This window comes from Croceivirga thetidis (genome assembly GCF_012272815.1).
Lineage (GTDB): Bacteria > Bacteroidota > Bacteroidia > Flavobacteriales > Flavobacteriaceae > Croceivirga > Croceivirga thetidis.
The window spans coordinates 43308-65512 of record NZ_JAAWWL010000001.1 but is presented as its reverse complement, the minus strand read 5'-3'; the positions used below and the strand labels follow the sequence as shown (position 1 = coordinate 65512).

The window sequence follows — 22205 nt, the reverse complement described above, 5'->3', positions numbered from 1 at the left end:
GTATATTTATCTGGATTTCAAGTTGTATTTAAAAACAACCTGGTCAGCAATAATGCAAAAGCATCCTATTTATATCGACGAGGGTTTTATTGATTCCAATTGCTTTTTTGAGGAGTTGGTTTCGGTTCTACAAGTGGCATTTTCTTCCAATAAAACTATTGTTCCGCAACGACACCATCATAATTTTTCGAATTCAGAGGTTGAATCTGAAACAACGATGTTACTGATGCCTGCATTTAACCCTAAAGTAGATTCGGGAGTTAAAGTAGTTACAATTAACCCAAATAATTCGAAATATAAATTGCCATCAATTCAAGGCAGTTATTTGTATATGGATGCAACTACTGGTCAGCTAAAGGCCATACTGGAAGCAAAAAGTTTAACGGCCAAAAGAACGGCAGCAACTTCAGCTTTGGCATCGAAATACTTATCTAAATCGGAATCCGACTCCTTGTTGATGATTGGTACTGGTGCACTTTCTCCTAATTTAATCAAGGCCCATACCTCAGTACGCCCAATAAAAAAGGTCTACGTATGGGGGAGAGAACTGAGTAAGGCTAGAAAAGTAGTTGACCAATTTAAGGCTGAATCCTTCGAAATCAAGGCAGTATCTGATATTGATGAAGTAATTTCTGAGGTCTCCATAGTTTCATGTGCCACGCTTTCCGAAACACCCTTGGTTTTGGGAGCAAATTTGACCGAAGGTCAGCATATTGATTTGGTGGGGTCCTATAAGCCCAATATGCGTGAAGCTGATGATAATACAATTAAGAAGGCGACAGTGTTTTTAGATAGCTATGAAGGTGGGCTAAAGGAGAGCGGAGATATTGCAATTCCGCTTCAAAGTGGAGTTTTAAAAGAAGAAAGTATAGGTGCGGACTTATTCGAACTATGCTCGGGTAAGAAAAAAGGCAGAACCAATTCCAAGCAAATTACGCTTTTCAAATCGGTAGGACATGCCTTAGAAGATTTAGCCGGTGCTGCCCATTTTTACGAAAAATTTATCCATGCAAACAACCTACGATAAAATATTAGCCACCAAAGAACTCAAAATTCATAAGGATTGGTTACGGCTAAAGACCATTGATATGCACACAGGGGGCGAACCCCTTAGGGTAATCATTGATGGTTTTCCTGAATTGATTGGAAATTCGGTGTTGGAATACCGACAATATTGCAAAGAGAATTTTGATTATTTGCGAACAGCCCTCATGTTCGAACCTAGGGGTCATGCCGATATGTATGGATGTTTACTAGTACCACCAAATGATAATGAGGCTGATTTCGGTATTCTTTTTTTACATAATGAAGGCTATAGCACTATGTGCGGTCACGCCATTATTGCCATTTCCACCTTAGCAATTGAAATGAACTGGATTACCGTAGTTGAAGGTGAAAACATCTTAAGGATTGATGCGCCCTGTGGGAGAATTATATCCTTTGTAAATGTGGATGATAGTAAGGTCAAAGGTGTACGATTTCATTGTGTTCCAAGTTTTGTCGTTGGCCTTGATAAAAAAGTGATCGTTCCAGGAGTAGGGGAAGTTATTTATGATTTGGCCTATGGTGGAGCGTTTTATGCATATGTAGATTTGAACAAGAACAAGTTAAATATTGACCTTGAGCCTGCTTCATATCAAAAACTAATTCAAATCGGCATGGACATTAAGCATGCAGTAATGTCCATTAATTCTGAAATTGAACATCCCTTTGAAAATGATTTAAGCTTTTTGTACGGCACAATTTTTATTGGTCCATCGAAAAAGAATCATATACACAGTAAAAACGTCTGTATTTTTGCTGATGGTGAAGTAGACCGTTGCCCTACAGGCTCAGGAGTATCAGGGAGAATGGCAATTCATTGGGAAAGAAGAGAAATTGAACAGGGTAAATCTGTCAATATTGAAAGTATTACGGGTTCTGTTTTTAAAGGAAGTGTAGTTGCCGAACAAAAATATGGTAAGTACAATGCTGTAATTCCGGAGGTCGAGGGTACCGCTCATATTACTGGACAACATACCTTTTTAATTGATCCTGAAGATCCAATGAAAAGTGGTTTTATCCTGCGTTGAGACTTTCAAGGTTGGCCAAATCTTTAAGTTCTAAACTGATTTTCAATTAAACCTTTATTTTACTCCCTTACATTAAATTCCTAATTTTAGAAAAAGCCCCAGTTATGAATAAAAAATTTGTTGCCCCAATAACCTCAATCCTCTTTGTTTTATTTTTTTGGATAGCCTGCAGCTCAAGTGATGCGGGAAGTGATACAGTACCAGATACCCAATCAGATGGAATGATCGATACTGATGATGATGGAACTTCAGGAGATGACACAGTCGATTTTGATACTTCATCAACGGCTAGTGCACTGGTCGCTCAAATGGGAGTAGGTTGGAACTTGGGCAATAGTTTTGATGTCGAGAATCGAGATAAAACCTTTTGGGGCAATCCGCTACCAACTAAAGCCATGATTGACCTTGTGGCATCTGCGGGTTTCAAGACATTGCGAATTCCTGTCACATGGGGATATCATCAATCCATTACCGAGCCATTTACCATTGAACAAGATTATATAAATCGTGTGCAAAAGGTTGTTGATTATGGTATTGAAAATGACTTATTTGTAATTATCAATGTGCATCATGATGATGACTGGGTTCAGTTGGTTTCGAGTGAAAAGGAATATGTTAAGTCTAGGCTTTCAAGTCTTTGGCAACAAGTAGCCACCCACTTTAAAGATTATAATGAACAATTGATTTTTGATATTCTCAACGAGCCCAGATTAAAGGGAACATCATTGGAATGGACAGGTGGTGATGCGGAGAGTAGAAGCATTTTGAATGAGTATCATCAGGTAGGAGTTGACGCCGTTAGAGCAACTGGTGGAAACAACACATCACGTTTTTTAATGGTATCAACCTATGCAGCAAGCACTTTGGATGGTCCTATGAATGATTTAGTCATTCCCAATAACGACCCAAATATTATCATCTCTTTGCATACTTATTTCCCTTGGTCTTTTGCTGGCGATGAGAACGGTCCAACTACTTGGGGTAGTGCTGACGAAAGAGCAGCATTAAACACCGAAATGGATAGAATTCGACAAAAATGGCAAGTGGAAGAAGGTCGAGAAGTAATTTTAGGAGAATGGGGAACCCGAAACAAGGGTAACCTTTCCGAACGTGTTGAGTATGCCCAATTCTATGCAGAAGCTAGTTTAAGTAGGGGTTTTGTGCCCGTGGTTTGGGATGACGGAGGTAATTTTATGTTGCAAAATCGGAATACTACTTCTTGGCAATTTCCAGATATTGTAAATGCTATTATCAATGCATCAAATTAAACTGGTAATCGGAAAAACTAGAAAGTAGAATATTACGAGACTGCCTTTTTTATTCTTGAAATGGCTTCGCGAATTTGGTCTTCAGAGGCCGCGTAAGAAATTCGAATACCATTGCTATTACCAAATGCGTCACCAGTGACAGTAGCAACATTGGCATGTTGTAAAAGGTACATAGCCAAATCTGATGCGTTGTTGATTTTTACACCATTCAATTCCCTACCAAAGAATGCAGAAATATTTGGAAAAACATAAAACGCCCCTTCTGGTTCGTTACATTCAAAACCGTCAATATCATTCAATAAATCAAGAATTAGTTTTCTTCGATTCTTGAATTCGTCAACCATGTATTGCACTCTATCAGGTGATTCATTCAAAGCTGTAATGACAGCTCGTTGTGCAATACAATTGGCACCGCTGGTGACCTGTCCTTGAAGCTTGTTGCAGGCTCTTGCAATATAACTGGGGGCACCAATATACCCGATTCTCCAACCGGTCATTGCGAATGCTTTTGCCACCCCATTTACAGTTACGGTTCGGTCATACATGTCTTCAAAATTGGCCATGGAAGCATGTGCGGTTACACCGTAATTGATATGCTCGTATATCTCATCACTGACCACAATTATTTGCGGGTGCTTTTGAAGCACGTCTGCTAGGGCCCGTAGTTCATCGCTGCTATAAATCGAACCACTGGGGTTACAAGGAGAACTGTACCAAAGCATTTTGGTCTTAGGCGTAATTGTTGCTTCCAACTGTTCGGGTGTCATTTTGAAGTCACTCTCAATAGTTGTTGGAACCTCAACAGGAATCCCTCCGGTTAATTTCACAATATCGGCATAGCTTACCCAATAGGGGCAAGGTAGAATTACTTCATCACCGGCGTTCAAACAAGCTTGTGCCACGTTGTAAAGTGCTTGTTTAGCTCCAGTAGAGACCACAATTTGCGAAGGTTCGTACGTTAAATTGTTATCCCTTTTGAACTTAGTGATTATGGCATCCTTAAGTTCGCCGTAACCGTCAACAGGGGTATAAGAGTTGTAGTTTTCATCAATGGCCTGCTTTGCAGCTTCCTTAATGTAATCTGGAGTGTTGAAATCAGGTTCACCAAGGCTTAGGCCAATTATATCTTTTCCTTCGGCCCTTAATTCCCTCGCTTTGGCAGCCATAGCCAAAGTGGCTGAAGGCACTAAACTATTAATGCGGTCAGAAAGTTGGTTGCTCATAATCGTTACTTCGCTAGTATTGTAAAACAGGCTCTTTACCGAGCTCCTTCAAATGTTTGAAGTGCGAAATTATGGCTTTTCTGGTAGTTTTATATTCGTTGTAAGGTAAATTGAATTCCTTCGCGGTCTCTTTCACAATTTTCGCAATTTTTGTGTAGTGAATATGACTGATATGCGGAAAGATATGATGTTCTACTTGGTGGTTTAATCCTCCTGTAAACCAGTTTACAAGTCTGTTCGTTGTTCCGAAATTTATCGTGGTAAATAGTTGGTGAATTGCCCAGGTATTCTTCATGTTTCCAGTCTCGTCTGGTAGTGGGGTCTGTGCATCTTCACCGATATGCGCCAATTGAAATACTACACTTAAAATCAACCCAGCTACGTAATGCATAATAAAAAAGCCTATTAAGACATGCCACCAAGGAATGTCGACAATCACGATTGGCAGAACAATCCAAACAGTAAAGTATAAGGCCTTTGTTACCCCCAAAATGGTCCAGTTCAATGCAGGCTTAGGAAATTTTCCAAACGAAAGTTTCCGTTTGGTATACCGGTACATTTGTTTAAAATCCGTGGTAATTGACCAATTGAAAGTTAATAGTCCGTACAAGAAAATTGAATACCAATGTTGAAATTTATGATGCCTTTTCCATTGGGCATGTTTTGAGAAACGGAGTACACGGCCAGCGTCTAAATCTTCGTCATGATCTTGAATATTCGTGTAAGTATGATGCAAAACATTATGCTGAACTTGCCAGTTATAAACATTACCCGCAAGAAGATACATGCTGCTTCCCATCAATTTGTTGACCCATTTTTTATCTGAATAAGAGCCGTGGTTCGCATCATGCATTACGTTCATACCAACTCCCGCCATACCAACGCCCATGACAATGGTCATTAGTATTTGAGCCCACGTTGGTAGGTTTAATGAAAGCACCAAGAAATATGGTGCAAGGAACAAACTGAACATCACAATGGTTTTGAAGTGCAATTTCCAATTGCCTGTTTTCTTGATATTCTTTTCCTTGAAATAGGTATTAACCCGTTTATTAAGTGTTCTAAAAAATTGCGCGGAATCTTTTCTTGAAAAACGAACGGTTTCTAACTGCATAATTTAGTTTTTGTCATTCAGCATTCTAGGGCTGTAAAAATAACGGCTGCTAGGGTTTTAAAAGTATTAATTTTGCACAAATTAACATGTTTACATGGGTGTAGATTTACTGCTTAAGTATTTTCCTTCATTATTAAAGCTGCAACTATCACAATTCGAGAAACTTGGGTTCCTTTATCAAGATTGGAACAAAAAAATAAATGTAGTCTCAAGAAAAGACATTGATGAGCTTTATTTAAGACATGTTCTTCATTCTTTAGGGATAGCAAAAATTCAACAATTTAATGAAGGTGCGGAAATTTTGGATGTAGGCACTGGAGGGGGATTCCCGGGAATTCCCTTAGCTATTTTATTTCCAACTACGAATTTTACCTTGGTAGATGCCATAGGAAAAAAGATAAAAGTTGTCAATGAGGTTGTGGATGGTCTAGGTTTGGAAAACGTAACGGCGCATCATTCAAGGGTTGAGGACCTATCAGGCCAGTTCGACTTTATAGTGAGTAGGGCCGTTGCCGCAATGCCCACTTTTGTGCATTGGACAAAAGGGAAAATCAAGAAGGAATCTGCCCATGAAAGAAGAAATGGTATTCTATATCTAAAGGGTGGTGATTTGACTGATGAGTTGGCACCTTACCAGAATATTGAATTGTTCAATCTCAGTACCTATTTCGAAGAGGAGTTTTTTGAAACGAAAAAGGTTGTTTACCTACCTCAGAAGTTTAGAAGTTAGCGGGTTTTCTACCTCCATATTCTACGCCTGGTTCTAATAGTTACGTCCCATGGACACTTTTGTATACCCTTCTACATTTATAGGAATAGCACTTTAGACTGTACCATAACTTTTCAATCGTATTCCCGAGCCGAATGAATAAATTCCCTAAGATTGTCATATTCCAAAATGTTTTGAAACAATTACTAAACAATTAATTAACGTTAAATTTACATATAAATTATTTGTTGGAAGAAAAATCTTCTGATTTGTAGCGATTGTTTTTTAGCAAGACATAAAAAAAGCCCCTTTAAGGGGCTTTTATTTTATTCAGGTTGTGGTTGGCTCCAGGGCGGAACTACTTCGTTTGAACGCGCATAGGCAATCAACTGTCCTTTATGTTCTGCATTATGGTCCAATACGACCAATACTCCGCTTAAACGATTCATTTTCATAAAACCAAAATCAACCTCTTCGCCAAATTTGGCAGCTTCCTCTTGACCGATTTTGTCCAAAATAAATTCGTTGGAAGCTTTGAGGGCTGCAATCACATTGTCTTTACCTGTGATATTTTTTTCCATTCCCATCCAATCAACATCTGCTGGTGGCGCATAACCCATTTTAGAGGCTAAAAAGTAATTTGCTGCCGCGACATGAAGTATTGCTTCACGAACAGAACGTACACCTTCAGCAGGTCTCCAATCGTATTGGCCCTCATCAAATGCTTCTGCCAATTGTATTATTTGTCCTTGCACAAAAGTGACCATTCCTTTAACTGAATTTTGAACGACCATTTCTTCTTGGGCGAACCCAGTAAATGACACCAAACAAAGTGCCGCTACTACTAATTTTTTCATTTTTAAGTGTTTTTTATTGATTTGTTCCCTGATTATCAGGGGAATCTAAAGGTAGTGAAATAAATAGGGCAAACCTTACAAATTTGGTAGTGTTAAATTTTAGATTTTTCTTGTTTTCGTGCTAGTTGCTTCTGTTTATAATAGAGTTTATCAGCTATATACAAGGTTTTGTCAATAACACAGAATTCCTTTGAACCATCTTTGTTCGTTAAAGAAGTAGATTTTACGATTTCAACCTCATTTTCATTGGCAACCCTTTCTCTTATGTCGTTTAATTCGTTTTGGGTGTAGGTGAATTCAGCATAAAGATGTTCATTGGCCGGACGTTTGAATTTTATTTGGGCACTTTTATCCCAAACAACATAATCATCGCCTAATAGATTGATCAATTGTACCATGGGGATTGGGTCGACTGAGGCAAACATACTACCACCAAAAATGGTACCTACGTAGTTTCGATTTCTCCAACTCAAGGGAATCTTAATCGTAATTCTGGAAAGATCTTTTGTCACGGTTTGGACCCTTCCTGTGCTCCTACGATACATTGGGGAAAGGTTGAACCCATATTTGAACAAAGTGCTGTAGCCAATAAATTTTTTACCGAGCTCTGTGAATTTTTGATAAAGAGACATGGTGTAAAAATACGTTGGAAATACGGTTCTATTCAATAAGAAAGCGCTCTTTGTCTTCGGAGCTTAGTTTGGCTACGTGGCCCATTGTTTCAGTGTCGTTTAGTCTGTCAATGATAAATTCAGGATTCAATGCGAATACCCGTTCTGTACCGTCAAAATAAGCGACCCTGAAAAATTCACCGTCTTCTGAAAAAGAGTAGCTAACCCCACTGTTGTCAATCCAAAAAAGGTTCAGTTTTATAAGCAGGTCTCCACTCGCATTAAATACGCCCAAAAAATTAGCCTTGTAACCATTAGCCTCATTATCAATATAATCTAAACCCGAATGTTGCGCCTTTGGAAAGGAGGTAATGAATTCATCCTTATCATATAGCTCATGTGCTCCCAGAAAAACAAATGAGGATTCTTCGGCATCTTCTGGTAGTTGTATCTCCATATTTTCACCCAATGAATAATACATTCCGTCTTTTTCATTGGTATTGAATTCAATATAAGGGAATGGCTCTACTTGGTAGTAATATATTGCATTACCCAAAACAATGACTCGCTCATTCTCGGTCTTTGTAGATAAGCTTAAAGTGGCCAAGTACTTTTGGTCTTCGGAAAAGGCTACTTGTTCTATTGGATCATTGTTCCTGGTATTAAAGATGGCCCTATCTTTAAAAATATTTATTTTGGATTCTCTTTGGTAAAGGGTATTATCTATGAGAACAGCTTTGGAATTTGCTGCGCCTAGCAACGAATATTTTCCGTTTTCCGCGATGGAAACATCAGAAATATAGGCTACATAATCCAAGAACTCTTCCAATACAATATCAACTTTATTTACACTTAGATAGCCTTCGTAATCTTCCTCGAAAAAATGAAGTTGAGGAAATTCTGATTGTGGCCCCGTTCTACTTGTAATCAAATAAAGTGGTGGTATGCTATTGTTACCAGGAAAAATGGCTCCCGTGTAACTTGCGTATCCCTTATTTTGCCCCGCTTTTTGATAGATGGAATCTGCATAATTGCGTATGGCATAATAGTAAGGATTCTGCTGCTTTTTAAAATCAACTTCAGACTTGTTAAAATCGACGGACAAATTCAAACCTTCTTGATAGAATCCATTGCCACTATAAAAAACCTTTATCAACTGTTCCGCAGCCTCTAGCGAAGGCAGGTTTTTTTCCTTAGCATATAAATAGGCGTGCTCTGCGAGTCGTAACGCCTTCGTGGGATCTTCGCTCAATTGAGCTTTTGAACTTGCCAGGTAATTGTTCAGAAGAGCAGTATTTCGTTGTTTTATGGCATTAATTGTCGCGAAAATAGAAATCAATAGCAGCGTACTCAACACCGCAAGAGCTGCATTTCTAATTCGTAATGTGCGTTTGTGCTGTTTAGCTGCTTCACCCACCATATCACCAATACTTTTGCCGTGTAGCGTAGCAGCCAAAAGCACCAATCGATTTTTAAAGCCAGGATTGTCAAGGTTCTGTTCTTGGGGCTGACCAGCATCCCTAAAATCAATGAAAAAAGGTTCTCCTTTAAAAAATCCGGATAACTCCTTGGGCAATGCAGTGGTTTTGTCCCAATCGAAGTCATTGGTATTTTCATCCCAGAGAATTTCTCCATCAGTTAGTAGAATTAAAAAGTTGTCAACTGATTTATTTTCGCGCCAAAATTCGGCTTCGCGAACACACCATTTTGAGTTGGCATATTTGGGATTTGCCAAACAAATAAAGTACTCGGAGTTGTCAAGACCCCCTCTAATTTTTTCACCTAAATCTGCAGCCGCTGACAAATCGTTACCGTCTCTAAAGATTTCAATGGCCCGTCTCTTAAAAGTAGGTTTGGCAAACTTTTCTAAAGCTTTTTCTAAGTTTTTTGCTAGTGCATCATCATCACCATGCTTATAGGAAATAAAGCCTTTGTATTTCATTTTTGGTTGGTTTTAGGTTGTGGGGAACCTATTAAAGGTACCAAAATGAATTTCGGAATTGAATTGAAAGACTACAAATATGCACTGATACACATTACCGTATCACCAATATTTATTGGTGGGGTCGCAAGTTTGTATAAAATAATACCAGAAATGGAGGCTTTATATTCTTCAAGTACATTGCCAAATTCATCAGTGGTGTAACCAACTAGTTGCCCTTCTTCTACTTTATCACCGGCCTTAACCGAACTGTAGAAAATGCCTTGCTTGGTTGAACGAACGTAAACTTGGTGATTTCGCCTAATAATGTTTTCAACTTGCCTTGTGGGGTGATCATACATGTTAAGCTCCCTAAGCATATTGTATACCCCATTTTTGACCATTTCGACGGCTTCTTTTTGAACGTTGCCCAATTTACCTGCTTCAATACTTACCCCAGTCTTACCATCCTGTACCGCTTGTTTGAACATGTATTTTGCGGGGTCATCATCCGATAAGGAATAGGGGTAGGAGACCACATATTCAAAACCACTTGTCTCTGAGAGTTTTTTGGCCAATTGGGTTTGTTCAGGCTTTTTTTTGTTGTCGTAATAGCAGATAAACGGGAGTAAATCTTCTGGTGCATCGCCACCATGTATGTCTAAAAAAATATCTGTAACAGGAATAATATTTTCAGTAATGAAGTATGCGGTCTTTTGTGTAATCGTTCCATTTTGAATTCCAGGGAAAGCATTATTGAGATTGACATTATCCTGTGGATTTCTAAAGGGTTCCCGGCCGTAAAAAGACCCAACACTTGCTAGAGGAATGATTATGAGGTCTCCGCTTAATTTAGCTGGATCTAATTCTTGTAGTAATTCTTGAACGCCCATGATAGGGGGGTACTCAAAACCATGCACACCTGCAACTATAGTAAAAATAGGACCTTTGGTTTTCCCCTTTAGAATGGAAATCGGTAAAACACCTTCGTTTCCTAAACTATCAAGAATTGGAATTCTGATGTCCTGTCTTGATGGTCTAGGATTGTCTGAAAAACTAGTTTCAAAATTGGATTGACCCTGTGTTCGGAGAAATCCTAAAAGGCAAATGAGCATCAAAAACCTGGTCATTGTTATAGTTTTTCGAGTTTTTCCCGCCATTTTTGTGGAAGTGCCACTTTTTTCAAAGCACCATAATCATAAGGTATGATATCTTGTTTTGAGATGGCCGCAAGGCGATTGTGTTTTTCAGAAAAAATTCCACACTCTAATTTGAATCTATCCTCTAATATTTCAAAGCATCGAACGCCAACAATTATAGTATCTGGAAACGTGATAGGAAAAATGTATTTGCATTCTTGCCAACCTAAAATTGGACCGACATCGCCCGTTGAAAAGGATGTGGAAATCTCCGTTGCCCTCATAAATCCTATTCGTGCGGATTCCGCCCAACGTAAGTAAATCAAATTGTTGACATGGTTAGCGGCATCCATGTCACCCCAGTGAACAGGATACCGCTCCTTAATCTTGTATGACTCCAATGAAATCTTCATTGGCTATCCTAAAAATGGATAACGATAATCTTCAGGGCTGACAAAGGTTTCTTTTATCAATCTTGGAGAAACCCAGCGCAATAAATTCTGGGCAGAACCGGCTTTGTCGTTGGTTCCTGAAGCTCTTGCCCCACCGAAAGGCTGTTGTCCTACTACGGCTCCGGTAGGTTTGTCGTTAATGTAGAAGTTTCCAGCACTGTTCTGTAAGGCCTTTGTTGCCTCATCAATTGCATACCGGTCAGTTGCCAATACCGCTCCAGTCAATGCATATTCAGAAGTTTCATCAACCAGTTGTAAAGTCTTGTTCCAATCTTTGTCCTCATAAACATAAACCGTAACAACCGGGCCGAATAATTCGGTTTCCATTGTGGTGTATTTTGGGTCTGTGGTAACGATGACCGTAGGTTCTATAAAGTAACCAACTGATTTGTCGTAGCCTCCGCCCGTAATAATTTCCGCGGTTTTGTCTTCTTGGGCTTGGTCAATATATTTGGCCAATTTGTCAAAGGAACCTTCATGTATAACGGCAGTTATAAAATTTGAAAGGTCTTCAGGTGATCCAGGTTTGTTAAAACTTTCTACATCCTTTTTGACCAAGTCCAATATTTCATTTGCGGAAGATTTTGGTAGGTATACCCTCGATGCAGCACTACATTTTTGGCCTTGAAATTCAAAAGCCCCACGGGTTATTGCTGTAGCCACTTGTTGAGGTTTAGCACTGGGATGCGCTACTATAAAATCTTTACCACCTGTTTCTCCAACTATTCGAGGGTAGGTTTTGTACTTGTGTATGTTAGTACCGATTTGCTTCCATAATCCTTTGAATACGTGAGTGGAACCCGTAAAGTGGACACCAGAGAAATCGGGGCTATCTAAGATTGTTTCGGTTATCATGACGGGATCACCCATTACCATATTAATTACGCCATCTGGTAAACCTGCTTCTTTAAAAACATCCATAATTACTTTCGCAGAGTAAACTTGACTATCACTTGGTTTCCAAATAGTTACATTACCCATCATGGCTGCGCTTGCCGGAAGATTTCCCGCGATAGCGGTAAAATTAAAAGGGGTGATGGCATAAACAAAACCTTCTAAGGGACGGTATTCAACTCGATTCCATATTCCTTCTGCAGAATCAGGTTGTTCTTCGTAAATCTGACTCATAAATTCTACATTAAAACGTAGGAAATCTATGAATTCACAGGCAGCGTCAATTTCTGCTTGATGAACTGTTTTGGATTGCGCCATCATTGTAGCAGCGTTAATTTTTGCACGATAGGGACCTGCAATCAATTCTGCAGCTTTCAAAAAAATCGCAGCTCTTTGTTCCCAAGTCAAATCAACCCATTTTGAGCGTGACTCCAAACAGTTTGCAATTGCGGCCTCTATATGTGTTTTCTCAGCGGTATGATAATGACCCACTACATGTTGATGATCATGAGGTGGTGACATTGTTCTAGTTTGTCCTGATCTGATTTCTTCAGACCCAATGTATAGAGGTACTTCAATTTTAGAATTATAGTATTCCTTGTATTGTTTTAGTACTTCTTTGCGCTCAGCACTACCTGGAGCATAACTTTTTACAGGTTCGTTAATAGCTGTTGGAACTTGAAAAAAACCTTTACCCATTGTGAGAATATTTTATTTTGAATTCTCGCAAAGGTACGGAATGCCTAGGGTAAAAAATGTAAAATTTAGTAAGGGTAACTACTAATTAAGTACGAAAGGGGCCGCTAGTTTAAAGGTCGGTACTTCTACTTCAAATTCTTCGGTAGAAGCTAAGTTTACCATATTATAGTAACCTGTCATGGCACCAATTGGTGAGGCCAAAAGGCAACCAGAACTATAGGTATGCGATTTTCCTGGTTGAATGACCGGTTTCTTTCCAATCACGCCTTCTCCATCAATAGTCTCGGTTTCTTTTAAAGAATCTAAAATGTCCCAATGTCTCGAAGTCAATTGAACAACATCATTAGTTTGGTTTTCAATTGTGATAGTGTAACCAAAGGCATAGTGCATTTTGTAATTTTTGAAGAAGGTACCTTCAAAAGTGGTTTGAACAGATACTTTAATTCCTTTGGTAACTTGGGTCATCATAATTCAAATGGTAAAAAAATACTCCCTATAGACAGCAACAATAAGGCAACGACGGCCAAAATTGTAAACACTGTGTTAAGGAACAAATATTTTATAATCGTTTTAAAAACATTCTGCCCGTAAAATCTACGCATCGCCTGAAAAAGGTAAGTTGCAAAGAGAACAAGGGCTAAACCAGCGGTTGCAAGACCAAATATTTTGTCAACAATCCAGCTAATTATGAGCAAGATAAATAATAAAGATTGGTTGTGGAAACTAAAGATCAAATGATCGGTATAGGTGTAATTTTTGCGGATGTATGCCACAAAAATGAAAACGGTGAACACCGGTAGAAACAGAAAAATGACAAATGGAAGTTTTGCAATTGTATCGTTGAGCCAGTCACCAGGTTGGGCAATTGCCTTCATAAAACTCTTTGAAGAATTAAAGGCCATTTCACCGCTGAAACTTTCTTCAACACCAAATTTTTCTTGAGCTTCTTTATAAGTAGAAATGGAATCCCTACGAAGCATTGTCCAAAAAAATTCGAATTGAGGGCCAAAACCTAGGTTATCTTCTTTTTTCAGTTCGGCTATGTATTGTCTGGGGTTAGCCTTCAATAAAGAATCTTTTCGTTGTTTTTCCTTGACTCCTAATGCTATTATTGAATCTAGCGAACCCAATTGGGAAAGTCCTTCGGCTACCTCGGGACTTCCGTTTTGTATGGAATCTATTGGGATTAGGTCTTTTATTTTTTTACGATTACCCAAGGTATCCACTTCAAAGCCATCCTCATTAAAACTGAAATTGAAGTTCTCTTCGTTGTTAACCTTTTTGTCTAGATTCCAACTATCGGCAGTCTCTGCCCAATTACTACCCAACGAAAACAATAAAAGATAGATAAACGCTAAACTAAACAAAAAACGAAATGGGTTGGTATAGCTAATTCGTTTACCATTAATATAATCTCTAGTGATGGTGCCTGGCTTTAACATCATCGTGTATAAGGTCTTCAGTAGCTTCGAGTCGTAGTTGATTAAACTGGATAGGAACTCATCAACAAAATCGCGTAAGGCCAGTTTCTTGGTACTGTTAACTTGACCGCAATTAGGGCAGTATTTGTCGGTAATATCTAAAGGTTGCCCACAATTACGACACGCTTCCCCTCGATATTTAAGTTCAAAGCGCCCTTTGGTGATAAGGGCTTTCTTTTTTCCCATTTACTTTATCGGTTCTGGGAATAAAAATAATTAATTAGTAATAGTTCTAGAATTAGCAGTTCCAATACCTATTATGCCATCATACAAATCACCAAAATCCCGGTAATAGACCAAGATGAGGTAATTGTTTTCGGTAAAATGAAAGTCTCCACTAACCAAATTGGAATCCAAGGTGCCATCTTCACGTTTCACCACGTATTTATAGTTATAAAAACCTTGTTTGAATGGATATTCCAACTCGAAATTTGCAGTTTCATCGTTGTAGACCATTTTATTTTCCTCATTCAAATCGTAGTTGTTGAACTTTCCGATTACATAAACGTCATCAAGACCTATGTCGGAAGAATAGGGTAGACTGAAATGGACTTTGGTGTATTCTGCCTCTCGGTCTACATCAGTGCCCTGTAAGGTTCTTACAGCAAAGTCTCCATTTATGTCAGGAAAATAAGTATACGGCCTATCAAATCGATAGTCGTTTGTAAACAAATAATGATGGTACAGTTCTTTGAATTCAATCTTGGAAATGGCAAAGCTAGGTGCCCGTAAATCTTTGGTGTCGAAATTCAGAAATTCATTTCCTCCCATAAAACTGGTCTCCTTATCATAACGATATACCAATTCCTGTCCTCTCGTAAACTGTGGTTTTATGTTGAACTTTGCTTTGGGCCAATAGTAATTTTGAATAAGCGCTACTTTGACTTCAGTCCTCGGATTCACAACGGGGAATCCGGCCGTGTTAATGGTGAATTGAACACTTTGTCTTTCGTTCAAAAACCCAAAATCTCGTGAACGTTTGACAACTCCGCCGACACTAACTAAATCTCTGTAGACAACAAACCGTCTTGTGAATTGTAAATCACCGAACATATTGTAAACCTCAAGAACGTAGTTTCCGTCTACTTTAAGGCTTACTTCATTATTAGGAATGGTCAATCGATAGTTGGAGTAGGGTTGTAAGGTGGTATAGCTATTTTCGTAATCAATGATACGTTGATTATCCATCCCATCTAGGTATTGCGATTTTAGTAACTGACTGGGAGCCCAATCATAATCACAGTGTACAATTTTGTAATAATAGTCTTGTTCGTTTGCTGTTAAGTCATCAAAAGTCAAAAAAATGGGTTCTCCGAGCTGAACAATAGGAAACTGATCTTCGGTCTCACCTCTAAATATGATGGTTTTTATGTTTTCAGGCGGATTAACTTCAACTTGTTCTTGGCCAAGCGTGAACTGCACAATGAAGAAGAGTACATAAAATTGTTTAACGCAATGGGGCATATTTACGCAAAATTTCGGTCAAAGGTAAACAAAAAGCATGCCGTTCAAACTTAGTTCGATAAAACCCCATTTTTCTAGTCAAATAATGCAAAAAATTGCCTTCTATGTGGTAAATTTGCATCGATTTTTACTAATCTAAGGTCTACAGAAATATGTCAAAAGACATCCGAATTAAAAAAGGTTTGAACATTAACCTTGTCGGGGCTGCAGAACAGACTACCACCAAAGCTGTATCAAGTAATATTTATGCCATTAATCTTGATGATTTTCATGGTATAACTCCTAAGATGTTTTTCAAGGAGGGTACAGAGGTAAAAGCTGGCGAACCGATTTTCTTTAACAAGAACAACGAAAAAATGCTTTTTGTCTCACCTGTTAGTGGTGAATTGGTTGAAATTGTTCGCGGGGCACGACGCCGAATCCTGACCGTGAAAATTTTGGCTGACAAAGAACAGCAGTATAATGAGTCAAAGACGTTGGATTTGACAAAAGCCAATGCAGAAGGGTTGACTGAACATTTGCTTGCTTCCGGTTGCTGGCCATTCATTAAGCAGCGACCTTATGACATTATCGCAAATCCAGACGCAACCCCTAAGGCAATTTTTATTTCGGGGTTTTCGACATCTCCACTTGCAGCTGATGTTGATTATCAGTTAAGGGGTAGGGAAAAAGAAGTCCAAGCAGCCATTGATGCCCTAAAGATTCTTACTCCTGGTAAGATTCATGTTTGCGTTGCGAATGCTGAAACATCCGTATTCACTTCGATTCAGGGTGTTACCAAGCATAAAGTGTCGGGTCCACATCCGGCAGGATTGGTTGGAACCCAAATAAACAAGATAGACCCTATCAATAAGGGAGAGGTGGCATGGACCATCAATCCACAAGATTTGGTAATCATGGGTGAGTTCTTGCTAACTGGTAAATTTAATGCAGAACGCACAGTGGCATTGGCCGGTTCGTCAATAAAGGCTCCAAAGTACTACACCACTAAAATCGGAGCTGAAATTTCTACATTTCTCTATGCGAGTGGAGTTAATGACAATAATTTCAGATTGATTAATGGTGATGTGTTAACGGGCAGTGCTGCAAAGCCAGATGGACACCTTGGTTTTTATAACACCACCGTGACCGCCATTCCAGAAGGAGATGATTACGAATTCTTTGGATGGAACAAGCCTATTTTTAATAAAATTTCTTCTACACGGGCATTGACCTTCTCATGGTTGAATCCGAAGAAGAAGTATGACTTAGATACAAATACCAATGGAGAACACCGGGCTTTTGTGGTCACCGGAAGGTATGAGGATGTTTTTCCGCTCGATATTTATCCGTTACAGTTGTTGAAGGCTTGTATGGTAAAGGACTTGGATGAAATGGAGCAATTAGGTTTGTATGAAGTGGCTCCTGAAGATTTTGCTTTAACGGAGTTCATTTGTATTTCAAAACAACCACACCAGCAAATAATCAGAGAAGGATTGGATTTATTGCATCAAGAAATTGGATAAGCTATGGGATTGAAACAAAAAATGCATGAGTTAAAAATGAAGTATGAAGGCAAAAAAATGGCACCGGCCTTTAATGCCTTTCATACCTTTTTATATACTCCAAATTTTACGACTAAAGGCGGTACCCACGTAAAAGGGGCCGACGACCTTAAAAGGACCATGAATACGGTCATTTTGGCCATGGTTCCTTGTTTGTTATTTGGCATGTTCAATGCCGGATATCAACATTATTCTGCCATCAATGGTTTTCCTGAGAACTTTTCGCTGTTCGAGCACTTTTTAACTTGGGATAACTTCTGGCTAGGGGCGATTACCATATTGCCATTGGTTATTGTTTCATACGGAGTAGGTCTATTGGTTGAATTCATTTTCGCTGTTATCAAAGGGCACGAGGTTGAAGAGGGCTATTTGGTAACAGGTATGTTGGTACCATTGATTATACCAGTTGATACGCCTTTATGGATGTTGGCTGTCGCCGTAGTTTTTGGGGTGGTCATAGTTAAAGAGGTATTCGGTGGAACTGGCATGAATATTTTAAATCCAGCACTTAGTATACGAGCTTTCTTATTCTTTGCATATCCGACATGGATGAGCGGGGACAAAGTTTGGGTTCATGGTGCACGTGAACGAGCTGATATGATTACAGCTGGGGCAAATATGGATGCCATTTCTGGTGAGACGGTGTTAGGTTATTTGGCTGCTGGCAATACGGAGAGTATGTATGAGAAATACGACTTAGCTGAAATGTTCTTTGGATTTATTCCCGGTTCGGTCGGGGAAACTTCCACCTTATTAATATTGCTTGGAGGTCTATTTTTAATATTTACCAAAATCGCAAGTTGGAGAATCATGTTGAGTGCTGTTCTAGGTGCTTTAGCAATGGGTCTGATTTTCAATGGAGTAGTTGAAATGGAGTGGATTCAAGACTACAGTAAATTCTACGCCTTGATGAAATTTGAATTCTGGCAACATTTAATTGTTGGTGGGTTGGCATTTGGTATTGTCTATATGGCAACGGATCCGGTGACCGGCTCACAAACCAATAAAGGAAAATGGATTTATGGCTTTTTGATAGGATTGCTATCCGTTATGATTCGAGTGTTCAATCCTGGTTATCCAGAAGGTGTCTTTTTGGCCATTCTTTTAATGAATGTATTTGCACCGACCATTGATCACTATGTGGTCCGCGGCAATGTTAAAAGAAGACTGAAGCGTATGAAAAATGCTACGATTCTTCCAAAACCAAGTGATAGTCAAGCAGAAGAACTTAAAGTTGAAACCGTTTAATTATGGCAGTAAATACTGAAAAGAATATATATACCGTAATCTTTGCCGTTGTTATGGTAGGGGTCGTAGGAACCATTTTGGCTTCTATGGCTTCAGGACTAAAACCAAAGATTGACGAGAACCAACGATTTGAAAAACAACAGAACATCCTTTATGCAATGGGTGTCAATGATAATGAGGGAGAGGGTGATGTTGCTTTTGTGCCAAAAACAGAAGTTGAAGGTGAGTTCTCTAAGTACATTACCAAGCAACTACTGGTTGATTCAAGTGGTAATACAACAGAAGATAATGAAGCTTATTTGGTAGATGTCAAAAAGCAACTTGCGTCTTTAAAGTCTGGTCAGGACGTTGGCCTACCCTTGTTTATAGGTGAAAAAGATGGGGAAACCTTTTACATATTGCCAATGTATGGTAAAGGCCTTTGGGATGCCATCTGGGGATTTGTTTCCCTTGACGAAAATATGGTAGTCCAAGGTGTGTATTTTGACCATAAGGGCGAAACCCCTGGTCTTGGTGCCAATATCAAACTGCGTTATTTCATGGATGACTTTACAGGGGAATCCGTTTTGGATGGAAATAATTACAAAGGGATTGGTGTGGTCAAAGGAAATAATGATCCACTTAATTCTGATAAAGACGATAATGAAGTGGACGCTTTGGCTGGCGCAACGATAACCGGAAACGGCGTTACTGCAATGATTAAAGAAAGCTTGAATCTTTACAAACCTTATTTAGAAAAAATTAGAACCAATTAATATGGCATTACTATCAAAAAAAGATGCGAATCTAATTCTTGATCCGCTTGCCGATAATAACCCCATAACCATTCAGGTTTTGGGTATCTGTTCTGCATTGGCCATCACTGCCGAATTACAAGCCTCTGTGGTAATGTCTATTGCTGTAATTTTTGTATTAGGAGTTGGTAACGTTGTCATCTCATTGATGCGTAACATCATCCCATCAAAAATTCGAATTATTGTACAGCTTATTGTGGTTGCAACTTTGGTAATTATTGTTGACCAGGTATTAAAAGCTTTTGCTTACGAATTAAGTAAAACGCTTTCGGTCTTCGTGGGACTAATTATTACCAACTGTATTATAATGGGTCGTTTTGAAGCTTTTGCTTTAGGTAATGGACCTTGGAAGTCATTTTTGGATGGAATTGGTAATGCATTGGGTTATGGTGTAATCTTGGTCATTGTCGGATTCTTTCGTGAGCTATTAGGTTCCGGAACCCTATGGGGCGTTCCAGTATTGGGCGATCCAATTGCAAAGACAGGATTGTATGCCACTGGATATGAGAACAACGGATTTATGATTATTCCGCCTGCAGCTTTAATTGTTGTAGGAATCATTATCTGGGTGCAGCGCTCAAGAAACCGCGCATTAATTGAAGAAGCTTAAAAAAGAAAAACATGTTAGAGCATTTAGAATTATTTTTTAAATCAATTTTCATCGACAACATGGTTTTCGCCGTGTTCTTGGGAATGTGTTCCTACCTAGCGGTATCAAAGAAGGTGAGTACTGCAGTAGGCTTAGGTGCAGCTGTAATCTTTGTTTTAGGGGTGACGGTGCCACTAAACTGGTTGTTAGATCAATATTTACTTCGCGATGGTGCATTGGCATGGTTAGGACCAGAATATGCAGACTATAATTTAGGTTTCCTTTCCTTTATATTGTTCATCGCCACCATTGCAACAATGGTACAGCTTGTGGAAATTATCGTAGAGAAGTTTTCTCCTTCATTGTATAACTCTTTAGGTATATTCTTGCCTTTGATTGCTGTGAACTGTGCGATTTTGGGTGGTTCCCTCTTCATGCAGGCTAGGGAAATACCAACTTTAGGTTTGGCTTTGAATTACGGAATCAGTTCAGGTATTGGATGGTTCTTGGCCATTCTCGCGATTGCTGCAATCCGAGAAAAGATTAGATATTCAAATGTTCCGGCCCCATTACGTGGACTAGGAATTACCTTCATCATCACTGGTTTGATGGGCATAGGTTTTCAGAGTTTTGGTGGAATGTTGACTGGGGATAACGATCCTCCTGCAACTGAAGAGACTACGACGGCCGAAAATCTCGAAGAGAAAAAAGTAAAAAAAGAAATTGAAGAAGATGGCGATGCCATTTCGTTTAACGATGCTATAAAAGAAGAAAAATGATATTAGCTACAACTGGCGGTACGATTTTAATAACGGTAGTTTCATTTCTGGTTCTACTATTACTTTTGGTAGCCTTATTGTTGTTTACCAAAGAAAAGCTGAGCCCTTCTGGTCCCGTGACTTTGACCATAAACGGTGAAAAGAAGATTGAGGTTGCCTCTGGAGGAACACTTTTGTCTACGCTTGGTAACCAAAAGGTATTTTTACCATCGGCTTGTGGTGGTGGTGGAACCTGCATTCAATGTGAGTGTCACGTGCTATCTGGTGGAGGTGAAGCGCTACCAACAGAAACACCGCATTTCTCAAGAAAAGAGTTACAACATGGTGCACGTCTTGCATGCCAGGTTAAGGTGAAGCAAGACATGGAGATTACCATTCCTGAGGAGGTATTTGGTATCAAAAAATGGGATGCGAAAGTTGTTCGTAACTATAATGTTGCTTCATTCATCAAAGAGTTTGTTGTTGAGATTCCAGAAGAGATGAATTACAAAGCAGGCGGATATATTCAGATTGAGATACCACCTTGTGAAATCAAATATTCTGATATCGATATCACGGCCCACCCAGAGGAGCATGAAACCCCTGATAAGTTTCAGACAGAATGGGACAAGTTCGGTCTTTGGCCTTTGGTAATGAAAAACCCTGAAACTGTTGAGCGGGCATATTCAATGGCCTCTTACCCCGCAGAAGGTAGAGAGATCATGCTGAACGTACGTATCGCTACGCCGCCATGGGATCGTTCTAAAAATGGATGGATGGATGTAAATCCAGGTGTTGCGTCTTCCTATATTTTTGCTTTAAAAGAAGGTGATCCGGTAACTATTTCAGGTCCGTTTGGTGAATTCTTTATCAATGAATCGGAATCTGAAATGCTTTATGTAGGCGGTGGGGCCGGAATGGCACCAATGCGTTCACATTTATACCATTTGTTCAAAACATTAAAGACCAATAGAAAGGTAACTTACTGGTACGGGGGGCGCTCAAAAAGAGAGCTGTTCTACATTGATCACTTTAAACAGTTGGAAAAAGATTTCCCCAATTTCAAATTTTATATGGCATTATCTGAGCCTTTAGAAGAGGATAATTGGAAAGTAAAAGAAGACATTAATGCTCCTGGTGATGGTTTTGTTGGGTTCATCCACAATTGTGTTATTGATAATTATTTGAACCATCACGATTCTCCGGAAGATATCGAATTGTATTTCTGTGGCCCACCATTAATGAACAAAGCAGTTCAAAAGATGGGAGAGGACTTCGGTATTCCTGATGAGCATATTAGATTCGATGATTTTGGAGGATAGAAAATCCAGCAAAAGTTTAATCATAGAATATTTAATTTAAATATAA

At 39.1% G+C, this 22205-nt stretch carries 21 protein-coding genes; 10 read left to right on the top strand and 11 right to left on the bottom strand.

Annotated features, from left to right (window positions below):
- The first annotated feature begins 52 nt into the window (after nucleotides 1–52).
- The 3 genes from lhpI (at nucleotide 53) to HCU67_RS00245 (ending at nucleotide 3340) form a co-directional block, all read left to right on the top strand.
- Nucleotides 53–1027 (top strand): bifunctional Delta(1)-pyrroline-2-carboxylate/Delta(1)-piperideine-2-carboxylate reductase, encoded by a 975-nt coding sequence (gene lhpI / locus HCU67_RS00255; RefSeq protein WP_168550611.1) that lies wholly within the window; start codon nucleotides 53–55, stop codon nucleotides 1025–1027.
- Entirely contained in the window at nucleotides 1008–2072 is a 1065-nt protein-coding gene (locus HCU67_RS00250; RefSeq protein ID WP_168550610.1) for a proline racemase family protein, read from the top strand. Before lhpI ends, HCU67_RS00250 begins: the two co-directional genes overlap by 20 nt.
- A 104-nt stretch (nucleotides 2073–2176) precedes the next feature.
- Nucleotides 2177–3340 (top strand): glycoside hydrolase family 5 protein, encoded by a 1164-nt coding sequence (locus tag HCU67_RS00245; RefSeq protein WP_168550609.1) that lies wholly within the window; start codon nucleotides 2177–2179, stop codon nucleotides 3338–3340.
- Nucleotides 3341–3372: 32 nt separating this feature from the next.
- Here HCU67_RS00245 and HCU67_RS00240 read toward each other — a convergent pair whose 3' ends face one another.
- Together HCU67_RS00240 and HCU67_RS00235 are read right to left on the bottom strand one after the other, a co-directional pair.
- A complete protein-coding gene (locus HCU67_RS00240; protein ID WP_168550608.1) occupies nucleotides 3373–4563 on the bottom strand; it encodes a pyridoxal phosphate-dependent aminotransferase in 1191 nt (396 codons plus the stop codon).
- A gap of 13 nt (nucleotides 4564–4576) precedes the next feature.
- Entirely contained in the window at nucleotides 4577–5677 is a 1101-nt protein-coding gene (locus tag HCU67_RS00235) for a fatty acid desaturase family protein (RefSeq protein WP_168550607.1), read from the bottom strand.
- Nucleotides 5678–5771: 94 nt separating this feature from the next.
- On the opposite strand from HCU67_RS00235, the gene rsmG reads away from it, so the two are divergent.
- Complete coding sequence (rsmG, locus tag HCU67_RS00230; RefSeq protein ID WP_168550606.1) at nucleotides 5772–6407, top strand: 16S rRNA (guanine(527)-N(7))-methyltransferase RsmG; 636 nt, start codon at nucleotides 5772–5774, stop codon at nucleotides 6405–6407.
- Nucleotides 6408–6712: 305 nt separating this feature from the next.
- Here the strand turns inward: rsmG and HCU67_RS00225 are convergent, their stop codons facing one another.
- From HCU67_RS00225 to HCU67_RS00185, 9 genes are all read right to left on the bottom strand, one after another.
- Complete coding sequence (locus HCU67_RS00225; RefSeq protein ID WP_168550605.1) at nucleotides 6713–7243, bottom strand: DinB family protein; 531 nt, start codon at nucleotides 7241–7243, stop codon at nucleotides 6713–6715.
- 92 nt (nucleotides 7244–7335) lie between these two features.
- Nucleotides 7336–7911: a DUF4442 domain-containing protein gene (locus HCU67_RS00220; RefSeq protein WP_246865673.1), complete on the bottom strand. Its 576-nt coding sequence runs from the start codon at nucleotides 7909–7911 to the stop codon at nucleotides 7336–7338.
- Nucleotides 7904–9796, bottom strand: a complete 1893-nt coding sequence (locus HCU67_RS00215; RefSeq protein WP_168550604.1) for a toll/interleukin-1 receptor domain-containing protein — start codon at nucleotides 9794–9796, stop codon at nucleotides 7904–7906. The genes HCU67_RS00220 and HCU67_RS00215 overlap by 8 nt, the downstream gene beginning before the upstream one ends.
- Nucleotides 9797–9867: 71 nt before the next feature.
- The gene (locus HCU67_RS00210; protein WP_246865672.1) at nucleotides 9868–10905 is read right to left on the bottom strand and encodes a succinylglutamate desuccinylase/aspartoacylase family protein; all 1038 of its coding nucleotides are present in this window, start codon (nucleotides 10903–10905) and stop codon (nucleotides 9868–9870) included.
- A gap of 2 nt (nucleotides 10906–10907) precedes the next feature.
- Entirely contained in the window at nucleotides 10908–11327 is a 420-nt protein-coding gene (locus tag HCU67_RS00205; RefSeq protein WP_168550603.1) for an acyl-CoA thioesterase, read from the bottom strand.
- Nucleotides 11328–11330: 3 nt separating this feature from the next.
- Nucleotides 11331–12959, bottom strand: a complete 1629-nt coding sequence (gene pruA / locus HCU67_RS00200) for an L-glutamate gamma-semialdehyde dehydrogenase (protein ID WP_168550602.1) — start codon at nucleotides 12957–12959, stop codon at nucleotides 11331–11333.
- Between the two features lie 81 nt (nucleotides 12960–13040).
- Entirely contained in the window at nucleotides 13041–13427 is a 387-nt protein-coding gene (gene apaG / locus HCU67_RS00195) for a Co2+/Mg2+ efflux protein ApaG (RefSeq protein ID WP_168550601.1), read from the bottom strand.
- On the bottom strand, nucleotides 13424–14626 hold the full coding sequence (locus HCU67_RS00190) for a DUF3667 domain-containing protein (protein ID WP_168550600.1): 1203 nt from the start codon (nucleotides 14624–14626) through the stop codon (nucleotides 13424–13426). The genes apaG and HCU67_RS00190 overlap by 4 nt, the downstream gene beginning before the upstream one ends.
- 30 nt (nucleotides 14627–14656) lie before the next feature.
- Nucleotides 14657–15904 (bottom strand): type IX secretion system plug protein, encoded by a 1248-nt coding sequence (locus HCU67_RS00185; protein ID WP_168550599.1) that lies wholly within the window; start codon nucleotides 15902–15904, stop codon nucleotides 14657–14659.
- 152 nt (nucleotides 15905–16056) lie between these two features.
- Here HCU67_RS00185 and HCU67_RS00180 point away from each other — a divergent pair, with 152 nt between their 5' ends.
- From HCU67_RS00180 to nqrF, 6 genes are read left to right on the top strand one after another with little or no spacing between them, the layout of a single operon-like run.
- On the top strand, nucleotides 16057–17409 hold the full coding sequence (locus HCU67_RS00180) for a Na(+)-translocating NADH-quinone reductase subunit A (protein WP_168550598.1): 1353 nt from the start codon (nucleotides 16057–16059) through the stop codon (nucleotides 17407–17409).
- Nucleotides 17410–17412: 3 nt separating this feature from the next.
- Complete coding sequence (locus tag HCU67_RS00175; protein ID WP_168550597.1) at nucleotides 17413–18696, top strand: NADH:ubiquinone reductase (Na(+)-transporting) subunit B; 1284 nt, start codon at nucleotides 17413–17415, stop codon at nucleotides 18694–18696.
- Between the two features lie 2 nt (nucleotides 18697–18698).
- A complete protein-coding gene (locus tag HCU67_RS00170; protein ID WP_168550596.1) occupies nucleotides 18699–19451 on the top strand; it encodes a Na(+)-translocating NADH-quinone reductase subunit C in 753 nt (250 codons plus the stop codon).
- Between the two features lies 1 nt (nucleotide 19452).
- On the top strand, nucleotides 19453–20100 hold the full coding sequence (locus tag HCU67_RS00165; RefSeq protein WP_168550595.1) for an NADH:ubiquinone reductase (Na(+)-transporting) subunit D: 648 nt from the start codon (nucleotides 19453–19455) through the stop codon (nucleotides 20098–20100).
- A gap of 11 nt (nucleotides 20101–20111) precedes the next feature.
- The gene (nqrE, locus tag HCU67_RS00160; protein ID WP_168550594.1) at nucleotides 20112–20858 is read left to right on the top strand and encodes an NADH:ubiquinone reductase (Na(+)-transporting) subunit E; all 747 of its coding nucleotides are present in this window, start codon (nucleotides 20112–20114) and stop codon (nucleotides 20856–20858) included.
- Complete coding sequence (gene nqrF / locus HCU67_RS00155; protein WP_168550593.1) at nucleotides 20855–22159, top strand: NADH:ubiquinone reductase (Na(+)-transporting) subunit F; 1305 nt, start codon at nucleotides 20855–20857, stop codon at nucleotides 22157–22159. Before nqrE ends, nqrF begins: the two co-directional genes overlap by 4 nt.
- Nucleotides 22160–22205 lie beyond the last annotated feature (46 nt).